The organism is Mesorhizobium escarrei, assembly GCF_935825525.1.
In the GTDB taxonomy this organism is placed as follows: domain Bacteria; phylum Pseudomonadota; class Alphaproteobacteria; order Rhizobiales; family Rhizobiaceae; genus Mesorhizobium; species Mesorhizobium escarrei.
In genome coordinates this window covers 1-20758 of sequence record NZ_CAKXZT010000112.1, presented here as the reverse complement: position 1 = coordinate 20758, position 20758 = coordinate 1, and the positions used below count along the sequence as shown (strand labels likewise).

At 64.8% G+C, this 20758-nt stretch carries 17 protein-coding genes; 9 read left to right on the top strand and 8 right to left on the bottom strand.

The window, feature by feature from the left end; translation table 11 throughout:
- The first annotated feature begins 221 nt into the window (after positions 1-221).
- The 3 genes from NMG80_RS07285 to NMG80_RS07275 all read left to right on the top strand — a co-directional run bounded on the left by NMG80_RS07285 (position 222) and on the right by NMG80_RS07275 (position 4108).
- A complete protein-coding gene (locus NMG80_RS07285; protein ID WP_254017489.1) occupies positions 222-2726 on the top strand; it encodes a heavy metal translocating P-type ATPase in 2505 nt (834 codons plus the stop codon).
- Between the two features lie 42 nt (positions 2727-2768).
- A complete protein-coding gene (copM, locus tag NMG80_RS07280) occupies positions 2769-3170 on the top strand; it encodes a CopM family metallochaperone (protein WP_254017488.1) in 402 nt (133 codons plus the stop codon).
- A 92-nt stretch (positions 3171-3262) separates the two neighbouring features.
- Positions 3263-4108 carry an aldo/keto reductase gene (locus NMG80_RS07275; protein WP_254017487.1) on the top strand — a complete coding sequence of 282 codons (846 nt, stop codon included), beginning with the start codon at positions 3263-3265 and terminating at the stop codon, positions 4106-4108.
- Between the two features lie 228 nt (positions 4109-4336).
- On the opposite strand, the gene mutS is transcribed toward NMG80_RS07275, so the two are convergent.
- Entirely contained in the window at positions 4337-7087 is a 2751-nt protein-coding gene (mutS, locus tag NMG80_RS07270; protein ID WP_254017486.1) for a DNA mismatch repair protein MutS, read from the bottom strand.
- A gap of 142 nt (positions 7088-7229) precedes the next feature.
- Here mutS and NMG80_RS07265 point away from each other — a divergent pair, with 142 nt between their 5' ends.
- Positions 7230-9509 (top strand): NADP-dependent malic enzyme, encoded by a 2280-nt coding sequence (locus NMG80_RS07265; RefSeq protein ID WP_254017485.1) that lies wholly within the window; start codon positions 7230-7232, stop codon positions 9507-9509.
- 11 nt (positions 9510-9520) lie between these two features.
- Here NMG80_RS07265 and NMG80_RS07260 read toward each other — a convergent pair whose 3' ends face one another.
- Positions 9521-10513 carry an adenosine kinase gene (locus NMG80_RS07260; RefSeq protein ID WP_254017484.1) on the bottom strand — a complete coding sequence of 331 codons (993 nt, stop codon included), beginning with the start codon at positions 10511-10513 and terminating at the stop codon, positions 9521-9523.
- A gap of 192 nt (positions 10514-10705) precedes the next feature.
- Here NMG80_RS07260 and NMG80_RS07255 point away from each other — a divergent pair, with 192 nt between their 5' ends.
- Entirely contained in the window at positions 10706-11401 is a 696-nt protein-coding gene (locus NMG80_RS07255) for a sulfate transporter family protein (RefSeq protein ID WP_254017483.1), read from the top strand.
- 97 nt (positions 11402-11498) lie between these two features.
- On the opposite strand, the gene NMG80_RS07250 is transcribed toward NMG80_RS07255, so the two are convergent.
- From NMG80_RS07250 to NMG80_RS07230, 5 genes are all read right to left on the bottom strand, one after another.
- Positions 11499-12494, bottom strand: a complete 996-nt coding sequence (locus NMG80_RS07250; protein ID WP_254017482.1) for a proline racemase family protein — start codon at positions 12492-12494, stop codon at positions 11499-11501.
- Positions 12491-13294, bottom strand: coding sequence for an isocitrate lyase/PEP mutase family protein (locus NMG80_RS07245; protein WP_254017481.1), 804 nt, complete (start codon positions 13292-13294; stop codon positions 12491-12493). Before NMG80_RS07245 ends, NMG80_RS07250 begins: the two co-directional genes overlap by 4 nt.
- A 202-nt stretch (positions 13295-13496) precedes the next feature.
- Positions 13497-14159, bottom strand: a complete 663-nt coding sequence (locus NMG80_RS07240) for an HAD family hydrolase (RefSeq protein ID WP_254017480.1) — start codon at positions 14157-14159, stop codon at positions 13497-13499.
- The gene (gene dut / locus NMG80_RS07235; protein WP_254017479.1) at positions 14159-14644 is read right to left on the bottom strand and encodes a dUTP diphosphatase; all 486 of its coding nucleotides are present in this window, start codon (positions 14642-14644) and stop codon (positions 14159-14161) included. Before dut ends, NMG80_RS07240 begins: the two co-directional genes overlap by 1 nt.
- An 84-nt stretch (positions 14645-14728) precedes the next feature.
- Positions 14729-15199, bottom strand: a complete 471-nt coding sequence (locus NMG80_RS07230) for an Lrp/AsnC family transcriptional regulator (protein WP_254017478.1) — start codon at positions 15197-15199, stop codon at positions 14729-14731.
- 114 nt (positions 15200-15313) lie between these two features.
- Between NMG80_RS07230 and NMG80_RS07225 the strand changes: the two genes are divergently transcribed.
- The 3 genes from NMG80_RS07225 to NMG80_RS07215 all read left to right on the top strand — a co-directional run bounded on the left by NMG80_RS07225 (position 15314) and on the right by NMG80_RS07215 (position 17922).
- On the top strand, positions 15314-15568 hold the full coding sequence (locus NMG80_RS07225) for a DUF6356 family protein (protein ID WP_254017540.1): 255 nt from the start codon (positions 15314-15316) through the stop codon (positions 15566-15568).
- A gap of 12 nt (positions 15569-15580) precedes the next feature.
- Positions 15581-16381 carry a class II glutamine amidotransferase gene (locus tag NMG80_RS07220; RefSeq protein WP_254017477.1) on the top strand — a complete coding sequence of 267 codons (801 nt, stop codon included), beginning with the start codon at positions 15581-15583 and terminating at the stop codon, positions 16379-16381.
- Between the two features lie 167 nt (positions 16382-16548).
- On the top strand, positions 16549-17922 hold the full coding sequence (locus NMG80_RS07215) for an amidase (RefSeq protein ID WP_254017476.1): 1374 nt from the start codon (positions 16549-16551) through the stop codon (positions 17920-17922).
- Here the strand turns inward: NMG80_RS07215 and NMG80_RS07210 are convergent.
- Positions 17916-18992, bottom strand: coding sequence for an NAD(P)/FAD-dependent oxidoreductase (locus NMG80_RS07210; protein WP_254017475.1), 1077 nt, complete (start codon positions 18990-18992; stop codon positions 17916-17918). The genes NMG80_RS07215 and NMG80_RS07210 overlap by 7 nt on opposite strands.
- Positions 18993-19128: 136 nt before the next feature.
- Between NMG80_RS07210 and NMG80_RS07205 the strand changes: the two genes are divergently transcribed.
- Entirely contained in the window at positions 19129-20721 is a 1593-nt protein-coding gene (locus NMG80_RS07205; protein WP_254017474.1) for a peptide chain release factor 3, read from the top strand.
- Positions 20722-20758: the final 37 nt, after the last annotated feature.

The window sequence follows — 20758 nt, the reverse complement described above, 5'->3', positions numbered from 1 at the left end:
CTCTCCGCGGGAGTCGAAACCGGATGATCGTCTCCTGCCGCACTTGATAGATGGTCTTGCTGGACGACGTTGCCAAGCCCAGAAGTGGTTTGGGTGCGGGATTTCCCGCCCAGGCCGTGCGGCATGCGCCACGGCACAAAATGCCGAAATTGGGGCCTTGACCTTCCAGTTACTGGAAGCACTACCTCCGTTGCAAGTACGAGACAGAGAGGCCTTTCCGCATGACCCATTCCGGCCACGACCATCTCCCGCATAGCGGCTGCTTATCGCCGAAAGCTGCTCCGTCCGTCGCCGACGCGGTCATTCGCGACCCGGTCTGCGGCATGACTGTCGATCCGGCCGCCGGCAAGCCGACCGCCGATCATGGCGGCCATCGCTATCATTTCTGCAGCGAGCGCTGCCGTTCGAGGTTCACGGCCGAGCCTGAAAACTACATGACCGCCACCGACCCGGTCTGCGGCATGCGTGTCGAGCGTGCCGCCGCGAAGCACTTTTCCCGGCATGAAGGCCAGGGCTTCTATTTCTGCTCGGCCGGCTGCAAGGTGAAATTCGAGGCGGAGCCGGCAAAATATCTTGGCGACAGGCCGGTGCCGCAGGCGATGCCGAAAGGCACGCAATACACCTGCCCGATGCATCCCGAAATCGTCCGCGACAAGCCAGGCGCCTGCCCGATCTGCGGCATGGCGCTGGAACCGATGGGCGTGCCGACCGGCGATGAGGGACCGAACCCGGAACTGGTCGATTTCACCAGGCGCTTCTGGGTGAGCGCCGTGCTGTCGGTGCCATTGCTGATCTTCGCCATGGCGCCGATGCTCGGCCTAACGTTTAGCGCCTTGACAGAGGATTCGACCAGGATCTGGGTGGAATTGGCGCTGGCCAGCCCGGTTGTGCTGTGGGCGGCTTCTCCTTTCTTCCATCGCGGCTGGGATTCGGTTCTCAACCGCAGCCCCAACATGTGGACGCTGATTTCGCTCGGCGTTGGTGCCGCCTATCTCTACAGCGTCGCCGCCACGCTATTCCCGGATCTATTTCCGCACCAGTTCCGCGGTCATGAGGGCACGGTGCCGGTCTATTTCGAGGCGGCCGCCGTCATCGTGGCGCTGGTTTTCCTCGGCCAGGTGCTGGAACTGCGCGCCCGTGAAAAAACCGGCTCGGCGATCCGCGCGCTGCTCGACCTCGCGCCGAAGACCGCGCGGCTGATCGGCGACGACGGTTCCGAAAACGACGTGCCGCTCGACACGGTCAAGGCCGGCGACCGCCTGCGCATCCGCCCCGGCGATGCCGTGCCGGTCGATGGCATCGTGCTGGAAGGCCGCTCTTCGATCGACGAATCGATGCTGTCCGGCGAGCCGCTGCCGGTCGAAAAGACGCAAGGCGATTCCGTCACCGGCGGCACGCTCAACAAGAACGGTTCGCTGATCATGCGCGCCGAGAGGATCGGCTCCGAAACCACGCTGGCGCGGATCGTCGCGCTGGTCGCCAAGGCGCAGCGTTCGCGCGCGCCGATCCAGGGAATGGCCGACCGCGTTTCCTTCTATTTCGTCCCGGCCGTCGTCGTGGTTGCGATCGTTGCGTTCATCGCCTGGGCGATCTTCGGGCCGCAACCCAGCCTGGTCTTTGCCATCGTCGCGGCGGTCTCGGTGCTGATCATCGCCTGTCCTTGCGCATTGGGGCTTGCCACGCCGATGTCGATCATGACCGCCACAGGGCGCGGCGCGCATGCCGGCGTGCTGATCAAGGACGCCGAGGCGCTCGAGCGCTTTGCCTCGGTCGACACGCTGGTCGTCGACAAGACCGGCACCTTGACCGAAGGCCGGCCGAGATTGACGGACGTCATCGTCGCCGAGGGCATGACGCAAGATGATCTGCTGGCACTTGCCGCCGGCCTCGAAAAAGGCTCGGAGCATCCGCTGGCCGAGGCGATCGTCGAAGGTGCCCGTGGACGCGCGGTAAAAATTCCCGACGCCGGCAGTTTCGAGGCGGTCACCGGCAAGGGCGTTTCCGGCACGGTATCGGAAAAGAAGGTGGCGCTCGGCAACGCCGCGATGATGGCCGATCTCGGCATCGACATCGCATCGATCTCGACCAGCGCCGAAGCGCTGCAGGCCGAGGGCAAGACCGCGATGTTCGTCGCTGTCGGCAACAAACTGGCCGGCATTGTCGCCGTCGCCGACCCGATCAAGGCGACGACATCAGAGGCGATCAAGGCGCTGCACGAGCGCGGCCTGAAGATCATCATGGCGACCGGCGACAACGAACGCACGGCGCAAGCCATCGCAAGCGAACTCGGCATCGACGAGGTGCGTGCCGGCCTGCTGCCGGAACAGAAGAGCGCGCTAATCGAGGCGTTGCGCGCCAGCGGCGCCGCCGTCGCCATGGCCGGCGACGGCGTCAACGACGCGCCGGCGCTGGCCGCCGCCGATGTCGGCATCGCCATGGGCACCGGCGCCGATGTCGCGGTCGAAAGCGCCGGGATCACGCTGGTCAAGGGCGATCTCAACGGCATCGTCCGGGCCCGCACGCTCGCCCAGGCGACGATCCGCAACATCCGCCAGAACCTGTTCTTCGCCTTCCTCTACAATTTGCTCGGCGTGCCGGTCGCCGCCGGCGTGCTCTATCCGCTCACCGGCACGCTGTTGTCGCCGATGCTGGCGGCAGCGGCGATGAGCCTGTCCTCGGTTTCGGTGATCACCAACGCGTTGCGGCTCAGGACGTTGAAACTCTGAGCCAAGTCCCCAGATAGGAATTCGCTCAAAAGGAGATCATGAATGACTTTGGCCAAGAAGATCGTGCTGCTGCTGATGGCGGCCGGAATGCTGCTTGCGGTTTTCCTGGAAAGCATGCCGTCGCAAGCCCAGGAGACGAAACACGACATGGGGACACACGACATAGGCGCGATGCACGCGCAGGGTGCCTCGACCGATGGCTACAAGGCGGCAATGGACAAGATGCACAGCGCGATGATGGCGATCGAATATTCCGGCAATGCCGATGTCGATTTCGCCCGCGGCATGATCCCGCACCACCAGGCGGCTATCGATATGGCCAAGGTCGAGCTTGCCAATGGCAAGGATCCGGAATTGCGCAAGCTGGCCGAAGCGGTGATCGCGGCGCAGGAAGCCGAAATCAAGCAGATGCAGGCCTGGCTGGCCGCCCATCAGGCGAAGTAGCACCGGGCAGTCTGCAGGCAATCCAGGGGAGGACTTTCATCTGGATTTCTCCCGAAAGGTGTGGTGCCATCCGGTCTCGACTGGATTGCGCCATGCCGTCAACGATAAGAACCACAACATTGCCCTCTGGGGAAGCCGTTCCGGTGCTCGGTCAGGGCACTTGGAAAATGGGCGAGGACGCCCGCCGCCGTGCCGATGAGGTCAATGCCCTGAAGCTTGGGCTTGATCTCGGCATGACGCTGATCGACACCGCCGAAATGTATGCCAGTGGCGGCGCCGAGGAAGTGGTGGCGGATGCCATTGCCGGGCGCCGCGACGAGGTGTTCGTGGTCTCCAAGGTGCTGCCGGCCAACGCCTCGCGCACCGGCGTGCCGGCTGCCTGCGAGGCAAGCCTCAGGCACCTGCGCACCGACCGCATCGATCTCTATCTGCTGCACTGGCCCGGCAGCGTGCCGCTGGCGGAAACGGTCGAGGCCTTCGAGGCGTTGAAAAGGGCCGGCAAGATCCGCCACTGGGGCGTCAGCAATTTTGACACTCATGAGATGGAGGAACTGGTCAGCCTGCCGGCCGGCGACAGCGTCCAGACCAACCAGATCCTCTACAATCTGTCCCAGCGCGGCCCCGAATTCGACCTTGCGCCCTGGAGCCGGCAGCGCGGCATTCCGCTGATGGCCTATTCGCCGGTCGACCAGGGCGTATTGGCGCGCAATACCAGGCTCGAAGCCATCGCCGCCCGCCACGACGCGACAGCGGCGCAAATCGCACTTGCCTGGGTGATGGCACAAGACGGCGTCATCGCCATTCCAAAGGCCAGCAGGCAAGAGCACATCCGCCAGAATGTCGCTGCGCTCGACATCGAGCTCACCGCGGAAGATTTCGCCGAAATCGACCGCGCCTTCCCACCGCCGAGGCAGAAGTCGGGCCTGCAGATGATTTGAGGATAGTAGCGGGGAAACAAAACTAAGGCCGCGTTCCTTCGCGCCGCCCTCTGTCCTGCCGGACATCTCCCCCTCAAAGGGGGGAGATTGGCTATCACCATCGCTTTCGCCAATCTCCAACGCTGGAGAAAAGACGCCGTCTGCGAAGCTGCCGATCTCCCCGCCTGTGGGGGAGATGTCCGGCAGGACAGAGGGGGGCGCCGTAGAGCGCTACCTTACGAAGGCTGACTACTTCCCTACCATTCCCTTCAGCCGATACAGCGCTTCCAGCGCCTCCCGGGGCGTCATCTCGTCGGGGTTGATCGCGCCGAGCGCGGCGCCCGGTCCATCGTCCTTCACCGGCTTTTGCGCTTCCCGCCTCACCGCCACCGAAAACAGCGGCAGATCGTCGACCAGCCGGTTGGCCTTGCCCGAAACCTCGCCCGCTTCCAACTGGTGCAGCACTTCCCTGGCCCGCCCGACCACCGCCTCCGGCAGGCCGGCCAGGCGCGCCACCTGCACGCCGTAGGAGCGGTCGGCGGCACCCTTGCCGACCTCGTGCAGGAAGACCACCTCGCCCTCCCATTCCTTGACCCGCATGGTGACATTGTGCAGTCGAGCGAGCTTGCTGGCCAGCGCAGTCATTTCGTGGAAATGGGTGGCGAAGATCGCCCGGCAGCGGTTTTTCTCGTGCAGATACTCGACCGCCGCCCAGGCGATCGACAGGCCGTCGAAGGTGGCGGTGCCGCGGCCGATCTCGTCGAGGATCACCAGCGCTCGTTCGCCGGCCTGGTTGAGGATCGCCGCCGTTTCGACCATCTCGACCATGAAGGTCGAGCGGCCGCGCGCCAGATCGTCGGAGGCGCCGACACGTGAAAACAGCCGGTCGACGACGCCGATATGGGCTGATGCCGCCGGCACGAAGGAACCGGTCTGGGCGAGGATGGCGATCAGCGCGTTCTGCCTGAGGAAGGTCGATTTGCCGCCCATATTGGGGCCGGTCAGCAGCCAGATCGCGCCGTTTTTGGCATTGCCTTCCGGCGACAGATCGCAATCATTGGCGACGAACGGTCCTTCGCCCGAACGCCGCAGCGACTGTTCCACCACCGGATGCCGCCCGCCCGATATTGCGAAGGCGAGGCTCGCGTCCACCACCGGCCGGCACCAGGCCTCGCTTTCGCAAAGCAAGGCAAGTGCCGCCGACACGTCGAGCACGGCGAGCGCTTCGGCGCCGGCGCGGATCTTGTCCGCCTCGCCGACCGCTTCCGCCGTCAGCCTCTCGAAGGCGGCAAGCTCGATCGCCAGCGCCCGGTCGGCGGCATTGGCGATCTTCGATTCCAGCTCGGCCAGTTCGGTGGTGGTGAAGCGCATGGCGTTGGCCATGGTCTGGCGATGGATGAAGCGCGCCTTCGCCCCGTCGCTGCTGGTCATGATCGCATGGTGGTTGGCGGTGACTTCGATGTAGTAGCCAAGCACATTGTTGTGCCGGATTTTCAGCGAGCGGATGCCGGTTTCGTCGATCAGCGAGCGCTCCAGCCCGGCAATCACCTTGCGTGATTCGTCGCGCAGCGCCCGCATCTCGTCGAGCTCAGCGTTGTAGCTGGAACGGACGAAGCCGCCGTCGCGCTTGAGCTGCGGCAGCTCGTCGGCGAGCGCCCGCGTCAGATGCTCGGCCAGCGGGCGCGGCAGCGCCTCGATCGCCGCCAGCGCCGCCGCCAGTTCTGGCGGCAGGGCGGTCGCCCCAAACAGTTCGGCAATGGCGCCGGCTGCCTCGAACCCGGCACGCAGCGCGCCGAGATCGCGCGGGCCGCCGCGGTTGAGCGCCAGCCGCGACAGGGCGCGTGGCATGTCGGCGACACTCTTCAGGCTCGCCCGCACCGCCTGGCACAGCCGTGTCTCGGACCGGAAGAACGACACCGAATCCAGCCTTGCGCCAATTGCCGCCGGATCGGTCAACGGCGCCATCAGCCGGTCGGCGAGCAGCCGCGCCCCGCCGCCGGTCACCGTGCGGTCGATCGCCTTGAACAGCGAACCCTCGCGGCTGCCGGACAAGGTGCGCAGCAGCTCCAGATTGGCGCGTGTCGCCGGATCGATGAACAGCGTCGAACCCTGCTCCTCGCGCTCGGGCCGCGACAGCGGCGGCCGCTCGGCCTTCTGCGTCTTCTCCACATAGGCGATAGCGCCTGAGATCGCCGACAGCTCAGCGCGGGAAAACGTGCCGAAACTGTCCGGCGTCGCCACCTCGAAGAAGCGGGCGATGCGCCCGGCGGCCGACGCCGAGTCGAACAGGCTCGGCGGCTGCGGATTGGCGACGCGGCCGAGCACATCGAACACCGGTTTCAGCTCCGGATCGTAAAACACCGGCTCGGCGACGATCAATTCGCGCGGGTCGACGCGAAAGACATCGGCGAGCAGCCGGTCGGCGCTAGTCTCGGCAACGCGGAAGGCGCCGGTCGAGATCTCGATCCAGGCCAATGCAAAACTTCCTTGGTTCCCCGTCGCGCTGGCGCGTTCCCCGGCTCTTGGCTCGGCCCCGCTCTTGACCCGGCCAAGCGCCATCAAGAAACTCGATTCCGACGGCGCCAGCAATTTGTCCTCGGTGATGGTGCCGGGCGTCACCAGCCGCACCACGTCGCGACGCACCACCGACTTGCCGCCGCGCTTCTTCGCTTCGGCCGGATCCTCGATCTGCTCGCAGACGGCCACGCGGAACCCTTGTCCGATCAGCTTCTGCAGATAGTCGTCGGCGGCATGCACCGGCACGCCGCACATCGGGATGTCGAGGCCCTGATGCTTGCCGCGCTTGGTCAGTACGATGCCGAGCGCCCGGCTCGCCTTCTCGGCGTCGTCGAAGAACAATTCGTAGAAATCGCCCATGCGGTAGAACAGCAGCGAATCCGGGTTCGCCGCCTTGATTTCGATATATTGCTCCATCATCGGCGTTGCCGGCGCAAAGGCCGGCGTAGCGCTATCGCTGCGAATGGGCGTTTCGTCGTTCAAGAAGCTGCTTCCAAAATTTCCCAAGCCATCTGCTTGGCGGTTTACAGCGGCGAAGTGTAGCCTTAATCCCGAACGTTCCACAAAAGAAAGCATCGCGCCCGTCTCAACGAGGTGCTGCACGGGTGAGGAAATCGAAAGCATCATGGCCAGGAAAACCGAAAGCAACGGCCCCTCCGTCAGTGCGCAGGAGGCGCTGGAATTTCACGCCATGGGCCGCCCGGGCAAGCTGGAGATCGTCGCCACCAAGCCGATGGCGACGCAGCGCGACTTGAGCCTCGCCTATTCGCCGGGCGTCGCGGTTCCCGTCCTCGCCATTGCCGAGGATCCCAGCCGCGCCTTCGACTACACGACGCGCGGCAACATGGTCGCCGTCATCTCCAACGGCACCGCCATCCTCGGCCTCGGCAATCTTGGCGCGCTGGCCGCCAAGCCGGTGATGGAAGGCAAGGCGGTGCTGTTCAAGCGCTTCGCCGATGTCGATTCCATCGACCTCGAGGTCGACACCGAGGATGCCGAAGAGTTCATCAATTGCGTGCGTTTCCTTGGGCCGTCGTTCGGCGGTATCAATCTGGAAGACATCAAGGCGCCGGAATGCTTCATCATCGAGCAGCGGCTGCGCGAACTTATGGACATACCGGTCTTTCATGACGACCAGCACGGCACCGCCATCATTTCGGCAGCCGGCCTGATCAACGCGCTGGAAATCACCGGCCGCGACATGAAGACCACCAAAATGGTCTGCAACGGCGCCGGTGCTGCCGGCGTCGCCTGCATCGAGCTGATGAAGGCGATGGGCTTTGCGCCCGAAAACATCATCCTGTGCGACACCAAAGGCGTCGTCTTCCAGGGCCGCACCGAAGGCATGAACCAGTGGAAGTCGGCGCATGCCGTCAAGACCGACGCGCGCTCGCTGGCCGAGGCGCTCGACGGTGCCGACGTGTTCCTCGGCCTCTCAGCCAAGGGCGCGCTGACCACCAAGATGGTGCAGTCGATGGCCGAGAAGCCGATCATCTTCGCCATGGCCAACCCCGATCCCGAGATCACGCCGGAGGAAGTCGCCGAAATTCGCGCCGATGCCATCATGGCCACCGGGCGTTCGGACTATCCGAACCAGGTCAACAACGTGCTCGGCTTCCCTTACATCTTCCGCGGCGCGCTGGACGTGCGGGCGACCACTATCAATGACGACATGAAGATCGCCGCGGCGCGTGCGCTCGCCGAATTGGCGCGCCAGGATGTGCCCGACGACGTCGCCGCCGCCTACCAGGGCATGCGGCCGAAATTCGGCCCCAACTACATCATCCCGGTGCCGTTCGACCCGCGCCTGATCTCGGCCATTCCGATCGCGGTTGCCAAGGCCGCGATGGATTCCGGCGTTGCGCGCAAGCCGATCCTCGACCTCGACCGCTACGCGCAGGAGCTTTCCGCCCGCCGCGATCCGATCGCCTCGACCCTGCAGCGCATCTACGACCGCGTGCGCCGCCAGCCCAAGCGCATCGTTTTCGCAGAGGGCGAGGAGGAGCAGGTGATGCGCGCCGCCGTCTCCTATGTGAACCAGCGGCTCGGCACCGCCATCCTACTCGGCCGCGATGACATCATCAAGGAGAACGCCAGGAACGCCGGCATCGAACTGAACAAGCAAGGCATCGAGATCATCAATGCCAGGCTGTCGCGCCGCAACGGCGTCTACACCGACTATCTGTACGAGCGCATGCAGCGCAAGGGCTTCCTGTTTCGCGACTGCCAGCGCCTGATCAACAACGACCGCAACCATTTCGCCGCATGCATGGTGGCGCTGGGCGATGCTGATGGCATCGTCACCGGCGTCACCCGCAACTACTCGACGGCGCTCGACGACATCCGCCGCATCATCGACGCCAAGCCCGGCCACCGCGTCATCGGCGCCTCGATCGTGCTGGCGCGGGGCCGAACCGTGATCGTCGCCGACACCGCCGTGCACGACATGCCGAATGCCGAACAGATCGCCGACATCGCCGAGGAGGCCGCCGGCTTTGCCCGCCGCATGGGTTATGAGCCACGGCTGGCCATGCTTGCCTATTCCACCTTCGGCCATCCGCAGGGCGAGCGCTCCGAACGCGTCCAGGAAGCGGTGCGCATCCTCGACAAGCGGCGCGTCGATTTCGAGTATGACGGCGAGATGGCCGCCGACGTGGCGCTCAACGCACGCGCCATGGCGCAATACCCGTTCATCCGGCTGACCGGTCCGGCCAATGTGCTGATCATGCCGGCCTTCCACTCGGCCTCGATCTCGACCAAGATGCTGCAGGAACTCGGCGGCTCGACCGTCATCGGCCCGCTGCTGGTCGGCCTGGACAAGCCGGTTCAGATCGTCTCGCTCAACGCCAAGGACTCAGACATCGTCAACATGGCGGCGATTGCCGCGTACACGGCGGGGGCCTGAGGAGCGCCTGCCTACAGCAGCCCTGCCTGCTCAGCTTCGTGGCGCAGATTCTGCCGTGGGCGCGGGCCGATCTGCTGGATGACCAAGCCGGCCGCCAGCGAGCCGAGATCGCCGCAATGCTTCAGGCTGCGCCCTTGCGTGTAGCCGTAGAGGAAACCGGCGGCATAGAGGTCGCCGGCGCCGGTGGTGTCGACCAGTTCCCGGATTTTGGTCGCCTCGACGGTGACGGTCTCGTCGCCGCGCACAATGACCGAGCCCATTTCCGAGCGGGTGACGGCGGCGATCTTGCAGTCCTTGCGGATCTGCGCCAGCGCCTCGTCGAAGGAGGCGGTCTGGTAGAGCGACTTGATCTCGTGGCTGTTGGCAAAGACGATGTCGACGGTGCCCGAGCACATCAGGTCCAGAAACTCGTCGCGGTAACGGTCGACGCAGAACGAATCCGACAGCGTCATCGACACTTCGCGGCCAGCGGCATGCGCAAGCTTCGCCGTCTGCCGGATCGCTTCCTTGGCGCGCGGCGGGTCCCAGAGGTAACCTTCGAAATAAGTGACCGCCGCCCCCGAAGCCTTGTCTGCCTCGACGTCCTCCGGTCCGAGTTCGACGCAGGCGCCGAGATAGGTGTTCATTGAGCGCTCGCCGTCGGGCGTGACGAAGATCATCGAGCGGGCCGTCGGCGGCTCGCCATTGAGCGGCTTGGTGTCGAAGGCGACGCCCTGCGCGTGGATGTCATGGGCGTAGATTTCGCCGAGCGCATCATTCGAGACCTTGCCGAAGAAGGCGGCGCGACCGCCGAAGCTGGCGACGCCCGCCGCCGTGTTGCCGGCGCTGCCGCCAGAGGCTTCGATGGCCGGGCCCATGCGGCTGTAGAGCAGCTCGGCGCGCCTCGTGTCGATCAGGTTCATCGCGCCCTTGATGATGCCGTTCGTCTCTAGAAATGCCTCGTCGCACTGGGCGATGATGTCGACGATGGCATTACCGATACAAAGCACGTCATAGTTCGGCATCAATGATGTCTCCGCGAAAACCACCGGCTTTCTGGCACGCCGGCCGCGGGCGGGTCTAGCGATTTGATGCGGCTTTGCCTAGGGTCGGGATCTATTAATCTGGTCGAACGGCAGATGCACTGCATCGCGCTGTGCGTGTCTTGTTCTGTCTCCGCCTGTCTCGGAGATATCAGCCATGGAATTGGAAGCGCCGTGATCTCAAGCGCCGCCCGCGCCGCCGCCAGCCGGTTGTTCTCGCCCGAATTCCGCTCGGTGTTCGTGAAGACGTTGGGCCTGACCTTGTTGGCGCTCGCCGCTCTGTGGTTCGCCATCGAGGGCCTGTTCGAATGGCTGGCCTGGCCATGGATCGACGCATGGCTGCCTAGCCTGCCGTCCTGGGCCGGATGGCTGGGCTTCATCGTCGCCGGGATCGGTCTCGCGCTGGGTTTGGCACTGCTGATCGCGCCGGTGACGGCGATCATCGCCGGCCTGTTTCTCGACGACGTCGCCGAAGTGGTCGAGCGCACCGACTATCCCAATGACCCGCCCGGCCGCGCCATGCCGGCACTGCGCTCGATGGTGCTGGCGATAAGATTTTTCGGCGTCGTTATCCTCGGCAACATCGTGGCCTTGCTGCTTCTGCTGGTGCCGGGCATCAACATCGCCGCCTTCTTCATCGTCAACGGCTATCTGCTGGGACGCGAATTTTTCGAGTTCGCCGCGATGCGCTTTCGCCCGGAGGCCGAGGCACGGGCGTTGCGCAAAAAACATGCCGTCACGGTGTTCCTCGCCGGGCTGGTTGTCGCCGCCTTCCTCGCCGTGCCGCTGCTCAACCTTCTGACGCCGCTGTTCGCCGCCGCCATGATGGTGCATTTGCACAAGGCGATCTCGGCGCGGGAAGCGGCTTAGGGGTGCTGATGTTCTGGTGATGCCGGCTTGCGAATGGCGGTTGCGCTTCCGGTGCGTACCCAGCGTTACGCTCGGTTCCGTTTGTTGGGCCCCAGCGTTAGCGTAGAAGAAAACCGCGTCCCAGTTCGTCGTTGGGTTCGACGATGAATTCGGCCCGGCCGCAGTAGAAGGCGCGGCCGCCGACTCGGGCGATGATGGCGTCATGCGGCCCGGCTTTCGCGGTCCTCGCCACGCGGCCGGAAAAGCGCGACCCGGCGATACTCTCGAACAGCCGCGTCTGGCCGGCGATTTCGCCCTTGGCATGCATTGCCGCGAGCCGCGCGGTGACGCCCGATCCGGTCGGCGAGCGGTCGACCTGGGCCTCGGCGAAGACGCAGATGTTCTTGGTCGGGCTATCGGAGAATACGTCCTGTCCGTCGGTCAGGATGGTGCCGTAGAGAAAGGCAAGGTCGGCATGGTCGGGATGCGACAGCGGGAATTCCTTCTTCAGCTTCTCCGTCAGCGCCGTCGCCGCATCGACGAAATCGCGCACGCGGCTGTTGCCGAACTCCAGCCCGAACTGCCGGCAATCGGCGAGCGCATAGAAGGCGCCGCCATAGGCGATGTCGAAGCCGATCGCCCCGAAGCCCGGCAATTCGCTCTCCTGGTCGCGGGCGAACAGAAAGGCCGGCACGCTCTCGAACGACACCGCCCCGGCCTTGCCGTCCTGCACCTCGACCGAGGCCAGGACCAGCCCGCACGGTGCCTCGATGTTGACCGTCGTCAGCGGCTCCTGCCGCGCCACCAGCCCCTCGTCGACGGCGTAGCGGCCGAGCGCGACAATGGCGTGGCCACACATCGTCGAATAGCCCTCATTGTGCATGAACAGCACGGCGAGGTCGGCGCCGGGCAGGTCGGGTTCCACCAGCAGCGCGCCATACATGTCGTAGTGGCCGCGCGGCTCGAACATCAGGATCTTCCTGAGATGGTCGAGGTGGTCGCGCACATAGGCGCGTTTTTCCAGGATCGTGCCTGCAGGAATCCTGGGGTAGCCACCGGTGACGATCCGCAGCGGCTCGCCGCCGGTATGCATGTCGACGACGCTGAGCGTCATGCGTTGGGTTCGGCAAACAACGCCTGCAGCTTGCCGAACGGCATGGCGGCGTGGGTGAAGCCGAAGGTGCCGTCCTGCTGGATCTCACGCGCCGCCGTCTCCAGCATGCCGAAGGCGTAATTGGTCAGCCAGGGCCCGAGCGAAATGCGCTTGACCCCTGCCAGGGCAAGATCGGCGATGGTGAAGCCGGGCCTGACCATGACGTTGACCGGCTTGGTCAGCGCCGAGCAGACGGTCTGCACCGTCTCGATATCGCCGAGGCCTGGCGCGTAGAGCACGTCGGCGCCGGCCTTCTCGAAGGCTTGCAGCCGCTTGATCGTGTCGTCGATGTCGGGCTTGCCCCATAGAAAATTCTCGGCCCGCGCGGTGAAGACGAAATCGTGCTTCAGCGCCCGCGCCGCCTCGGCTGCAGCGGCGACGCGCTCGACCGCATGCGAAAAATCATAGATCGGCTTCTCGGGCTCGCCGGTGTGGTCCTCGATCGAGCAGCCGGCGAGGCCTGCCGCTTCGGCCGCGAAGATGGTTTCGGATGCACTTGTAGCGCTGTCGCCCTTGCCCTTTTCGAGATCGGCCGAGACCGGCAGGCCGGTCGCCGCAGTCACGTCGCGGCAGTGGTGGATCATCGCCTCGAAGCTCACCGCACCATCGGGCAGGCCACGCGAAAAGGCAAAGCCGGCGCTGGTCGTTGCCAACGCCTTGAAACCGAAGGATGCCAGCAGTTTCGTCGTGCCGACGTCCCAGGGATTGGGCATGACGAAGATCGAGCTGTGCAGGTGGCGAAATATTTTGCCCTTGTCCATGGATGCTCCCCAGAGTGCGAAGCGCATTTTATCCCGCCGTCGCGCGCCGGGCAAACGAATGCGATTGGTTCAGAAGCGATTGGCGTTCTTTCCTGCCAATTTGTCCAATGCGTCGGACCCCTTGACGCCTCGCACTGTCGAGCGTTCGAAAGCTGATACGGACGACCGAGGCGTACACCCGGAGAAGCAGCTCGATATCAGATCAGTGGATCGGCACCAGCCCGGCCAGTTCGCGCATGTCGTCGAACAGGACGCCGCCGGCCTCGGTCAGGCCGTCGCGGTCGGAGTGCGGGTCGCCGTGGTAGGAGTAGACGCGCATGCCGGCGGCAATGCCGGCTAACGTCCCGGCGACGCTGTCCTCGATGACGATGCAATCGGCGGGCGCGAAGCCCATCGTGCTTGCGGCATGCAGGAACAGGTCGGGAAACGGCTTGCCGCGCGAGACCATTGTCGAGCTGAACAGCGCTTGCTTGAACAGCGGCAGCAGTCCGGTCTGGCCGAGCGTGATGTGCATTTTAGACACCCGTGCCGATGAAGCGACGCAAGTTGCGATGCCGGCCGCGTGCACGGCTTCGATAAAATCCCTGACATAGGGGACGGCTTCGACGCCATGCGCGAACAGGTCCGGCAGGCCGGCGTTCCAGCGTTCGACGAAATCGGCGCCGAGGCTGACTCCGGTCGCCTCGACTTCCTTCTGCACCGAGACCATGCTGCGGCCGGAGAAATTCTTGCGGCAATATTCGAAGCTCGCCGGATAGCCGGCAGCGCTGAGCCATTCGGCGAGGCGCCGATTGGCCAGGTTCTCGGTGTCGACCAGAACCCCGTCGCAATCGAAGATGACCAGTTTGGGTAGGGGCCAAAGCATCAGGCGGTGCCGGTCGATCCGAAGCCACCGGAGCCGCGCGCCGTGCCGCCGGCCAGGCTGCGCTCCTCGACCGTCGCCTGCGTCACCGGGGCGAAGACGATCTGGGCGATCCGCATGCCGCGCGTCACCGCGAAATCCTCGTCGCCGAGATTGATCAGCAGCACCTTGACCTCGCCGCGATAGTCGCTGTCGATGGTGCCCGGCGTGTTGAGGCAGGTGAGACCATGCTTAAAGGCTAGGCCTGAGCGCGGTCGGACCTGGCCTTCCAGGCCCTCCGGGATCTCCAGGATCAGTCCGGTCGGCACCAGCGCGCGTTTTCCCGGCAGGATCAGCAGCGGCCGGTCGTCGGGGACCGCGGCGCGCAGATCCATGCCTGCGGCGCCCGGGCTTTCATAGGCGGGAAGCGGCAGGCCTTCGCCATGCGGCAGCCTGACGAAGCCGACGGCCGGACCGATGACGGAGGAAGTGTAGAGGGCTGCGCGCATGAGGCTGATCCTATCGCTACCAATGCCGGTTCAGTCAACTCGGCGGCTGGGCTATCAACGGCTTTCTTTCAGCGCAGTTCCGTTTCAGCGCAGTTCTACGGGAACGACCGTCGTCTCCTTGATCTCCTCCATGACGAAAGAGGCCGAAACATCCGACAGCGCCACCTTGGCGATCAGCCGCTGATAGAGCCGGTCATAGGCCTTGACGTCGGCGACTCGGGCACGCAGCACATAATCGAGGTCGCCGGACATGCGGTAGACGCCGGTGATCTCTGGAAGACCGGTCACCGCCGCCCGGAATTTCTGCAGCCAGTCCGGATCGTGATTGGAGGTCCGGATCAGGACGAACACCGAAAGGCCGAGGCCGAGCTTGTCGGCATCGACCAGCGCCACCCGGCCGGTAATGACACCGTCTTCTTCCAGCCGCTTGACCCGGCGCCAGCAGGCGTTGCGCGACAGCGACACTCTTTGCGACAATTGGTCGACCGACAATGTGCCGTCGCGTTGCAACTCGGCCAGCAATCTTCGGTCGATCTCATCGATTTCCAGCGGCATATGGGATGCTTGTCCCAACAACTGGCCGAACACAAGGATATTTTGGGACCGATCAATCAAAACTTCGTGTCAGAATACTCAGCATCGGGGCTTATCCCGGCAGGAGGGACCACCATGACGACACCGCTTGCAAGGCTCTTTACCTCTCACCCGGCCAAGGTGGGGGAGACTTATTTCAGCCACATGGCCTTCGCGGCGTGGTTCTGCTCGCGTCTGTTGATGGCAGCGTTCGCCGCGCTCATTCACGCCTTCTTGCCGTTTCTGTTTGAGACTACGGCCAGCCGAATCGTTCGCGAGCTCTATGAGCGCACGCACAACAGAGGTACACACGCGATCAAGGAGCCTGCGGCTCTCATGGATCGCGCCTGAGAAGATTAACCGATGTGCCGGTGGGCGGCCTATCTTGGCGAAGCGGTCTTTCTCGAAGACATTGTCACGGCACCCTGCCATTCGCTGATCGCCCAGAGCCATTGCGCCCAGGAAGCCAAGTCGCCGACCAATGGCGATGGATTTGGCCTCGCCTGGTACGGCGACCGGCCCGAACCGGGTCTCTATCGCGACATCCTGCCGGCCTGGTCCGATCCCAATCTGAAGAGCCTGTGCCGCCAGATCAGGTCCAGCCTGTTCCTTGCCCATGTGCGCGCCTCGACCGGCGGCGCCACCAGCCGCATGAACTGTCATCCCTTCACTGCCGGCCGCTGGTCGTTCATGCACAACGGCCAGATCGGCGGCTTCGAAAGAATCCGCCGCGCGCTGGAAAATTCGCTCTCCGACGCGGGCTTCGCCCAGCGCGAAGGCACCACCGATTCCGAACTCTTCTTTCTCCTGATGATCGACGAAGGACTGTCGGGTGATCCGGAGGGCGCTGTTCTCCGCGCCACCAGCCGCGTTATGGACGCCTCGCGCCGCGCCGGCTTCGAACCGGCGCTGAGACTTACCGCCGCCTTGTCGGACGGCGAATCGCTCCATGCGGTGCGCTATGCGACCGATGCCCACGCGCCGACGCTCTACACCTCCGCCTTCGGTAATGGCGGCGGGCGATGCCTTATGTCGGAGCCTTTCGACCGTGACGGCGGCGACTGGCAGCCGATCCCGCCCTCTAGCTTCGTCACCATTACCAGAGACGGCATGACCATTCGTCCGTTTGCGCCGGAACCGGTAAGGCTGGCGCTGGCCGTGTAGATCCTTGCTATCGCGGCAACATCGCGGGACAGCGCCCCCTCAGCAGACCCTCGCAGCGCAATTCCGATCAAGCACCGCCTGTCCTCGAATGCTGAGTTCTGCTTGAAGACGCGCCGTAGTCCGCCATTTGGTGAGGCTGGCGCCGCTAGCAAGCCGGAGCATTCGTCATGGACCTCGTCTTTTCCTCGACTATTGAACTCGCTGCCGCCATTCGCGACCGCAAGATTTCCGCCGTGGAAGCGCTGGACGCGCATCTGGCGCAGATCGACAGGCACAATGAGGCGGTCAACGCAGTCGTCACGCTCGACAGGGAAGGGGCTCGCGCTCGAGCGAAGAAAGCCGACGAAGCCCAGGCGCGCGGCGACGCCCTCGGGCCGCTGCATGGCGTGCCGTTCACGCTCAAGGACACGCACGAAACATTGGGGATGAAGACCACGGTCGGCTTCCCGCCCTTTGCAGACTATGTGGCCAGGCAGGACAGCCCGGTCGTTCTCAGGTTGAAGGCGGCCGGCGGCGTGCTGGTCGGCAAGACAAACGTCGCAACGATGCTGGCCGACTGGCAGTCCAACAATCCGCTATTCGGCCGCACCGGCAATCCGTGGAACCTCCAGCGCACCGCCGGCGGCTCCAGCGGGGGGGCGGCGGCAGCACTTTGCACGGGCATGACACCATTCGAGCTCGGCACCGATATGCAGGATTCGATCCGCTTGCCGGCCGCCTTCTGCGGCGTCTATGGCCTCAAGCCGACCGAGCATCGCGTCTCATTGGCCGGCGCTTTTCCCGACCCCACTGGTGCGCCGCGCAGCGTGCGGCTGATGTCCTGCATTGGTCCGCTGGCACGCAGCGTCGAAGATTTGGCGCTGATCCTGGGGATCATCGCAGGACCGGACGGTAGCGACGCCGACCTTGCGCCGGTGCCGGTCGAGGACATGCCGAAGCTTGATCTCAAGACCCTGCGCATCGCTTTCGCGCCGGCCTTTCCGGGTTTTCCGGTGGCCGGCGAGATCAGGGCCGCGGTGGAAAATCTGGCCGAGCAACTCAAATCTGCGGGCGCGGCCGTCGAGGAAGCAAGACTCCCGACGCTCGACCTGCATGACGATCTGACGCAAGGCGGCGCGCTGATCGGCATGATGCTGGAGGCTGCGCAGCCAGAGCCGCCAGAACAACCGACGCCGGTCTCGCGCTGGTTCGACGCGCTCGCCCGCCGCGACTCGTCAATCCTTGCGTGGGACCGGTTTTTTGAAGGTTGCGATGTCTTGCTTTGCCCCGTCGCCATGACCACGGCCTTTCCGCATTGCGAGCCGGGAACACCGATCAAGGTCGATGACAGGGAGCAGAGCTACTGGATGCTGCCGGCCTATGGCGCGGTGTTCAACTACAGCGGCCACCCCGCACTGTCGATGTCTTGCGGGCAGGACCGCGACGGCCTGCCCATCGGCCTGCAACTGGTCGGCCGCCGCTGGTCCGAATCGCGGCTGCTCGGCATCGCGAGGGCAATAGCGCCGCTAACCGGCGGTTTTCGCCGTCCGCCCGGCTATTGAGTGAACCGCGCCAGCCCATAGGGCTCAAGTAGCGGATCGCGCGCGTCGTCCAGGGTTTCCTGGGCGGCGAACAGGCCAACGGCTGGCGCCAGCGTAATGCCGGAATGCATGACCGCGACATAAAGGCCGCTCACGCCTTGAGCCCGTCCGATGATCGGAAAGCCGTCGATCGGCGTCGGCCGATAGCCGACCGTGTGGAAATCCAATTCCAGCCCGTCGGCGCCGCGCAGCATGCTCGCCATCGCCGCAAACAGCTCGTGAGCGGTGGCTTCGGCATCCAGGCCCGGATCGGCGCCGCCGAAATCCGAACCGGCGATGATACGGCCCTCGGCAGTCTGGCGCATATGCAGCCGGTCTCCGATCACTAGGCCGTTGAGCAGCTTCGTGTAGGGGCGTGAGTGGACGATCAGGCCGGGCGACGTCTCGATCGGCAGTTTTAGCCCGGCCGTCGCAGCGATTGCCGGAGAGCCGGCGCCGGCCGCGATTACCGCCTCATCAGCAGCGATCCGTCCGCCTGACGTATCCACGCCGGTAACCCTGCCATCTGCCCGCACCAACGCGGTCACGGCTGTCGCGGCCATCACCCGCGCGCCAAGCCGCTCGGCGTCGGCCAGCAGTGCTTGCGTGGTGGCGACCGGCTCGGCGACGCCTTCCTCCGCGACATGCAACGCGAAATCGGGAAGCTCGGTCAAACAGGGCTCTATACGCGCGGCTCCCACGCGGTCGATGCGCTCGATGCCGTAGCCCCAGGCAGAGTGCTCGACGGCATAGGCCTCCAACTCGGCCGGCGGCAGGTCCCAGCACAGGCCGCCGCACCAGGCGAGTGGAATGCTGGGCACGTCATGAGCAAGCCGCGTCCATTCCGCCATCGAACGGGTACGCAGCCGGAAATACGGCTCTGGATTGCCCCAGATGGCATTGATCCAGGCAAAGGAATTCGGCGTGGCGACGCCGCCGGCGCCGCTGTCGGCAACGACCGTCACCTTCGCGCCAGCCTTCGCCAGATGCCAGGCGATGGAGGCGCCGATGATGCCGGCGCCGACAACAATGACGTGCTTGGCTGCGCTCATGGATGGACCTTTGTCGAACCGCCTCTGTTGATGCCATTGCGGCGGACCTATCTCAAGGCCGGCCATCTGCCCAAAATTGTTCGACAGGCTGCAAAAGCGCTGCTAGAAGCCCGCGCACCACATGGGATTCCATAAATTGGCTGAAGACATCACGAACGCGGTGGCGCGCCGCCGCACTTTCGCGATCATCGCGCATCCGGACGCCGGCAAGACGACGCTGACCGAAAAGCTGCTTTTGTTCGGCGGCGCCATCCAGCTTGCCGGCGAGGTCAAGGCCAAGAAGGATCGCATCCAGACCCGGTCGGACTGGATGAAGATCGAGCGCGAGCGCGGCATTTCGGTCGTCACCTCGGTGATGACCTTCGAGTATGAGGACAATGTCTTCAACCTGCTCGATACGCCCGGTCACGAGGATTTCGCCGACGATACCTATCGCACGCTGTCGGCCGTCGATGCGGCGGTCATGGTTATCGACGCCGCCAAGGGTATCGAGCCGCGCACGCTAAAATTGTTCGAGGTCTGCCGGCTGCGTGACATCCCGATCATCACCTTCGTCAACAAGATGGACCGCGAAAGCCGCGACCCGTTCGAGATCCTCGACGAGATCGAGCAGAAGCTGGCACTCGACACCGCGCCGATCACCTGGCCGATCGGCCGCGGCAAGACCTTTTCCGGCACATACCACCTGGCGCTGAACGCCGTGCGCAAGGGCGACGCGGAAAAGGAGCGCACGCCGGTCAACGGTCCCGATTCCAACCGCGTCGCCGGCCTGTTGCCGGAGAACGAGCGCGAGGCCTTCATCGAGGAGCTGGAACTGGCGCGCGAAGCCTGCCGTCCGCTCGACATCGATTCCTTCCGCGATGGTCATTTGACGCCGGTCTATTTCGGTTCGGCGCTGCGCAACTACGGCGTGCGCGACCTGATCGAGGCGCTTGGCGCCTACGGGCCGCCGCCGCGCGCGCAGGAGGCCGACACCCGCAAGGTCGAGGCGACCGAGGATAGGATGACCTCCTTCGTCTTCAAGATCCAGGCCAACATGGATCCCAACCACCGCGACCGTATCGCCTTCGTCCGCGTTTGCTCGGGCAAGCTCGAGCGCGGCATGAAGGCCAAGCTGGTGCGCACGGGAAAGCCGATGTCGCTGTCGGCGCCGCAATTCTTCTTCGCCCGCACCCGCGTCACCGCCGACGAGGCCTTTGCCGGCGACGTCGTCGGCATCCCCAACCACGGCACGCTGCGCATCGGCGACACGCTGACCGAGGGCGAAGAGATCCTGTTTCGCGGCGTGCCGAATTTCGCGCCGGAAATCCTGCGCCGCGTCCGTCTCGGCGACGCGATGAAGGCCAAGAAGCTGAAGGAAGCGCTGCACCAGATGGCCGAGGAAGGCGTTGTGCAACTGTTCTCGCCGGAGGACGGTTCGCCGGCGATCGTCGGCGTCGTCGGCGCGCTGCAACTCGACGTGCTGAAGGAGCGGCTGAGCATCGAATACACGCTGCCCGTCGATTTCGAGATGTCGCGCTTTTCGGTCTGCCGCTGGATATCGGCCGACGACAAGGCCGAGATGCATCGCTTCATCGAGGCGCATCGCGGCGACATCGCCCGCGACCTCGACAACGATCCGGTGTTCCTGGCCCAGCACGCCTTCTCGCTCAACTACGAGGCCGAGCGCTGGAAGGCGATCCGCTTCGCCGCGGTAAAGGATTACCAGGTCCGCGACAAGGCGGCTTGAGCTGTTGGTTTTCCCTTCTCCCCCTGTGAGGGCTTTG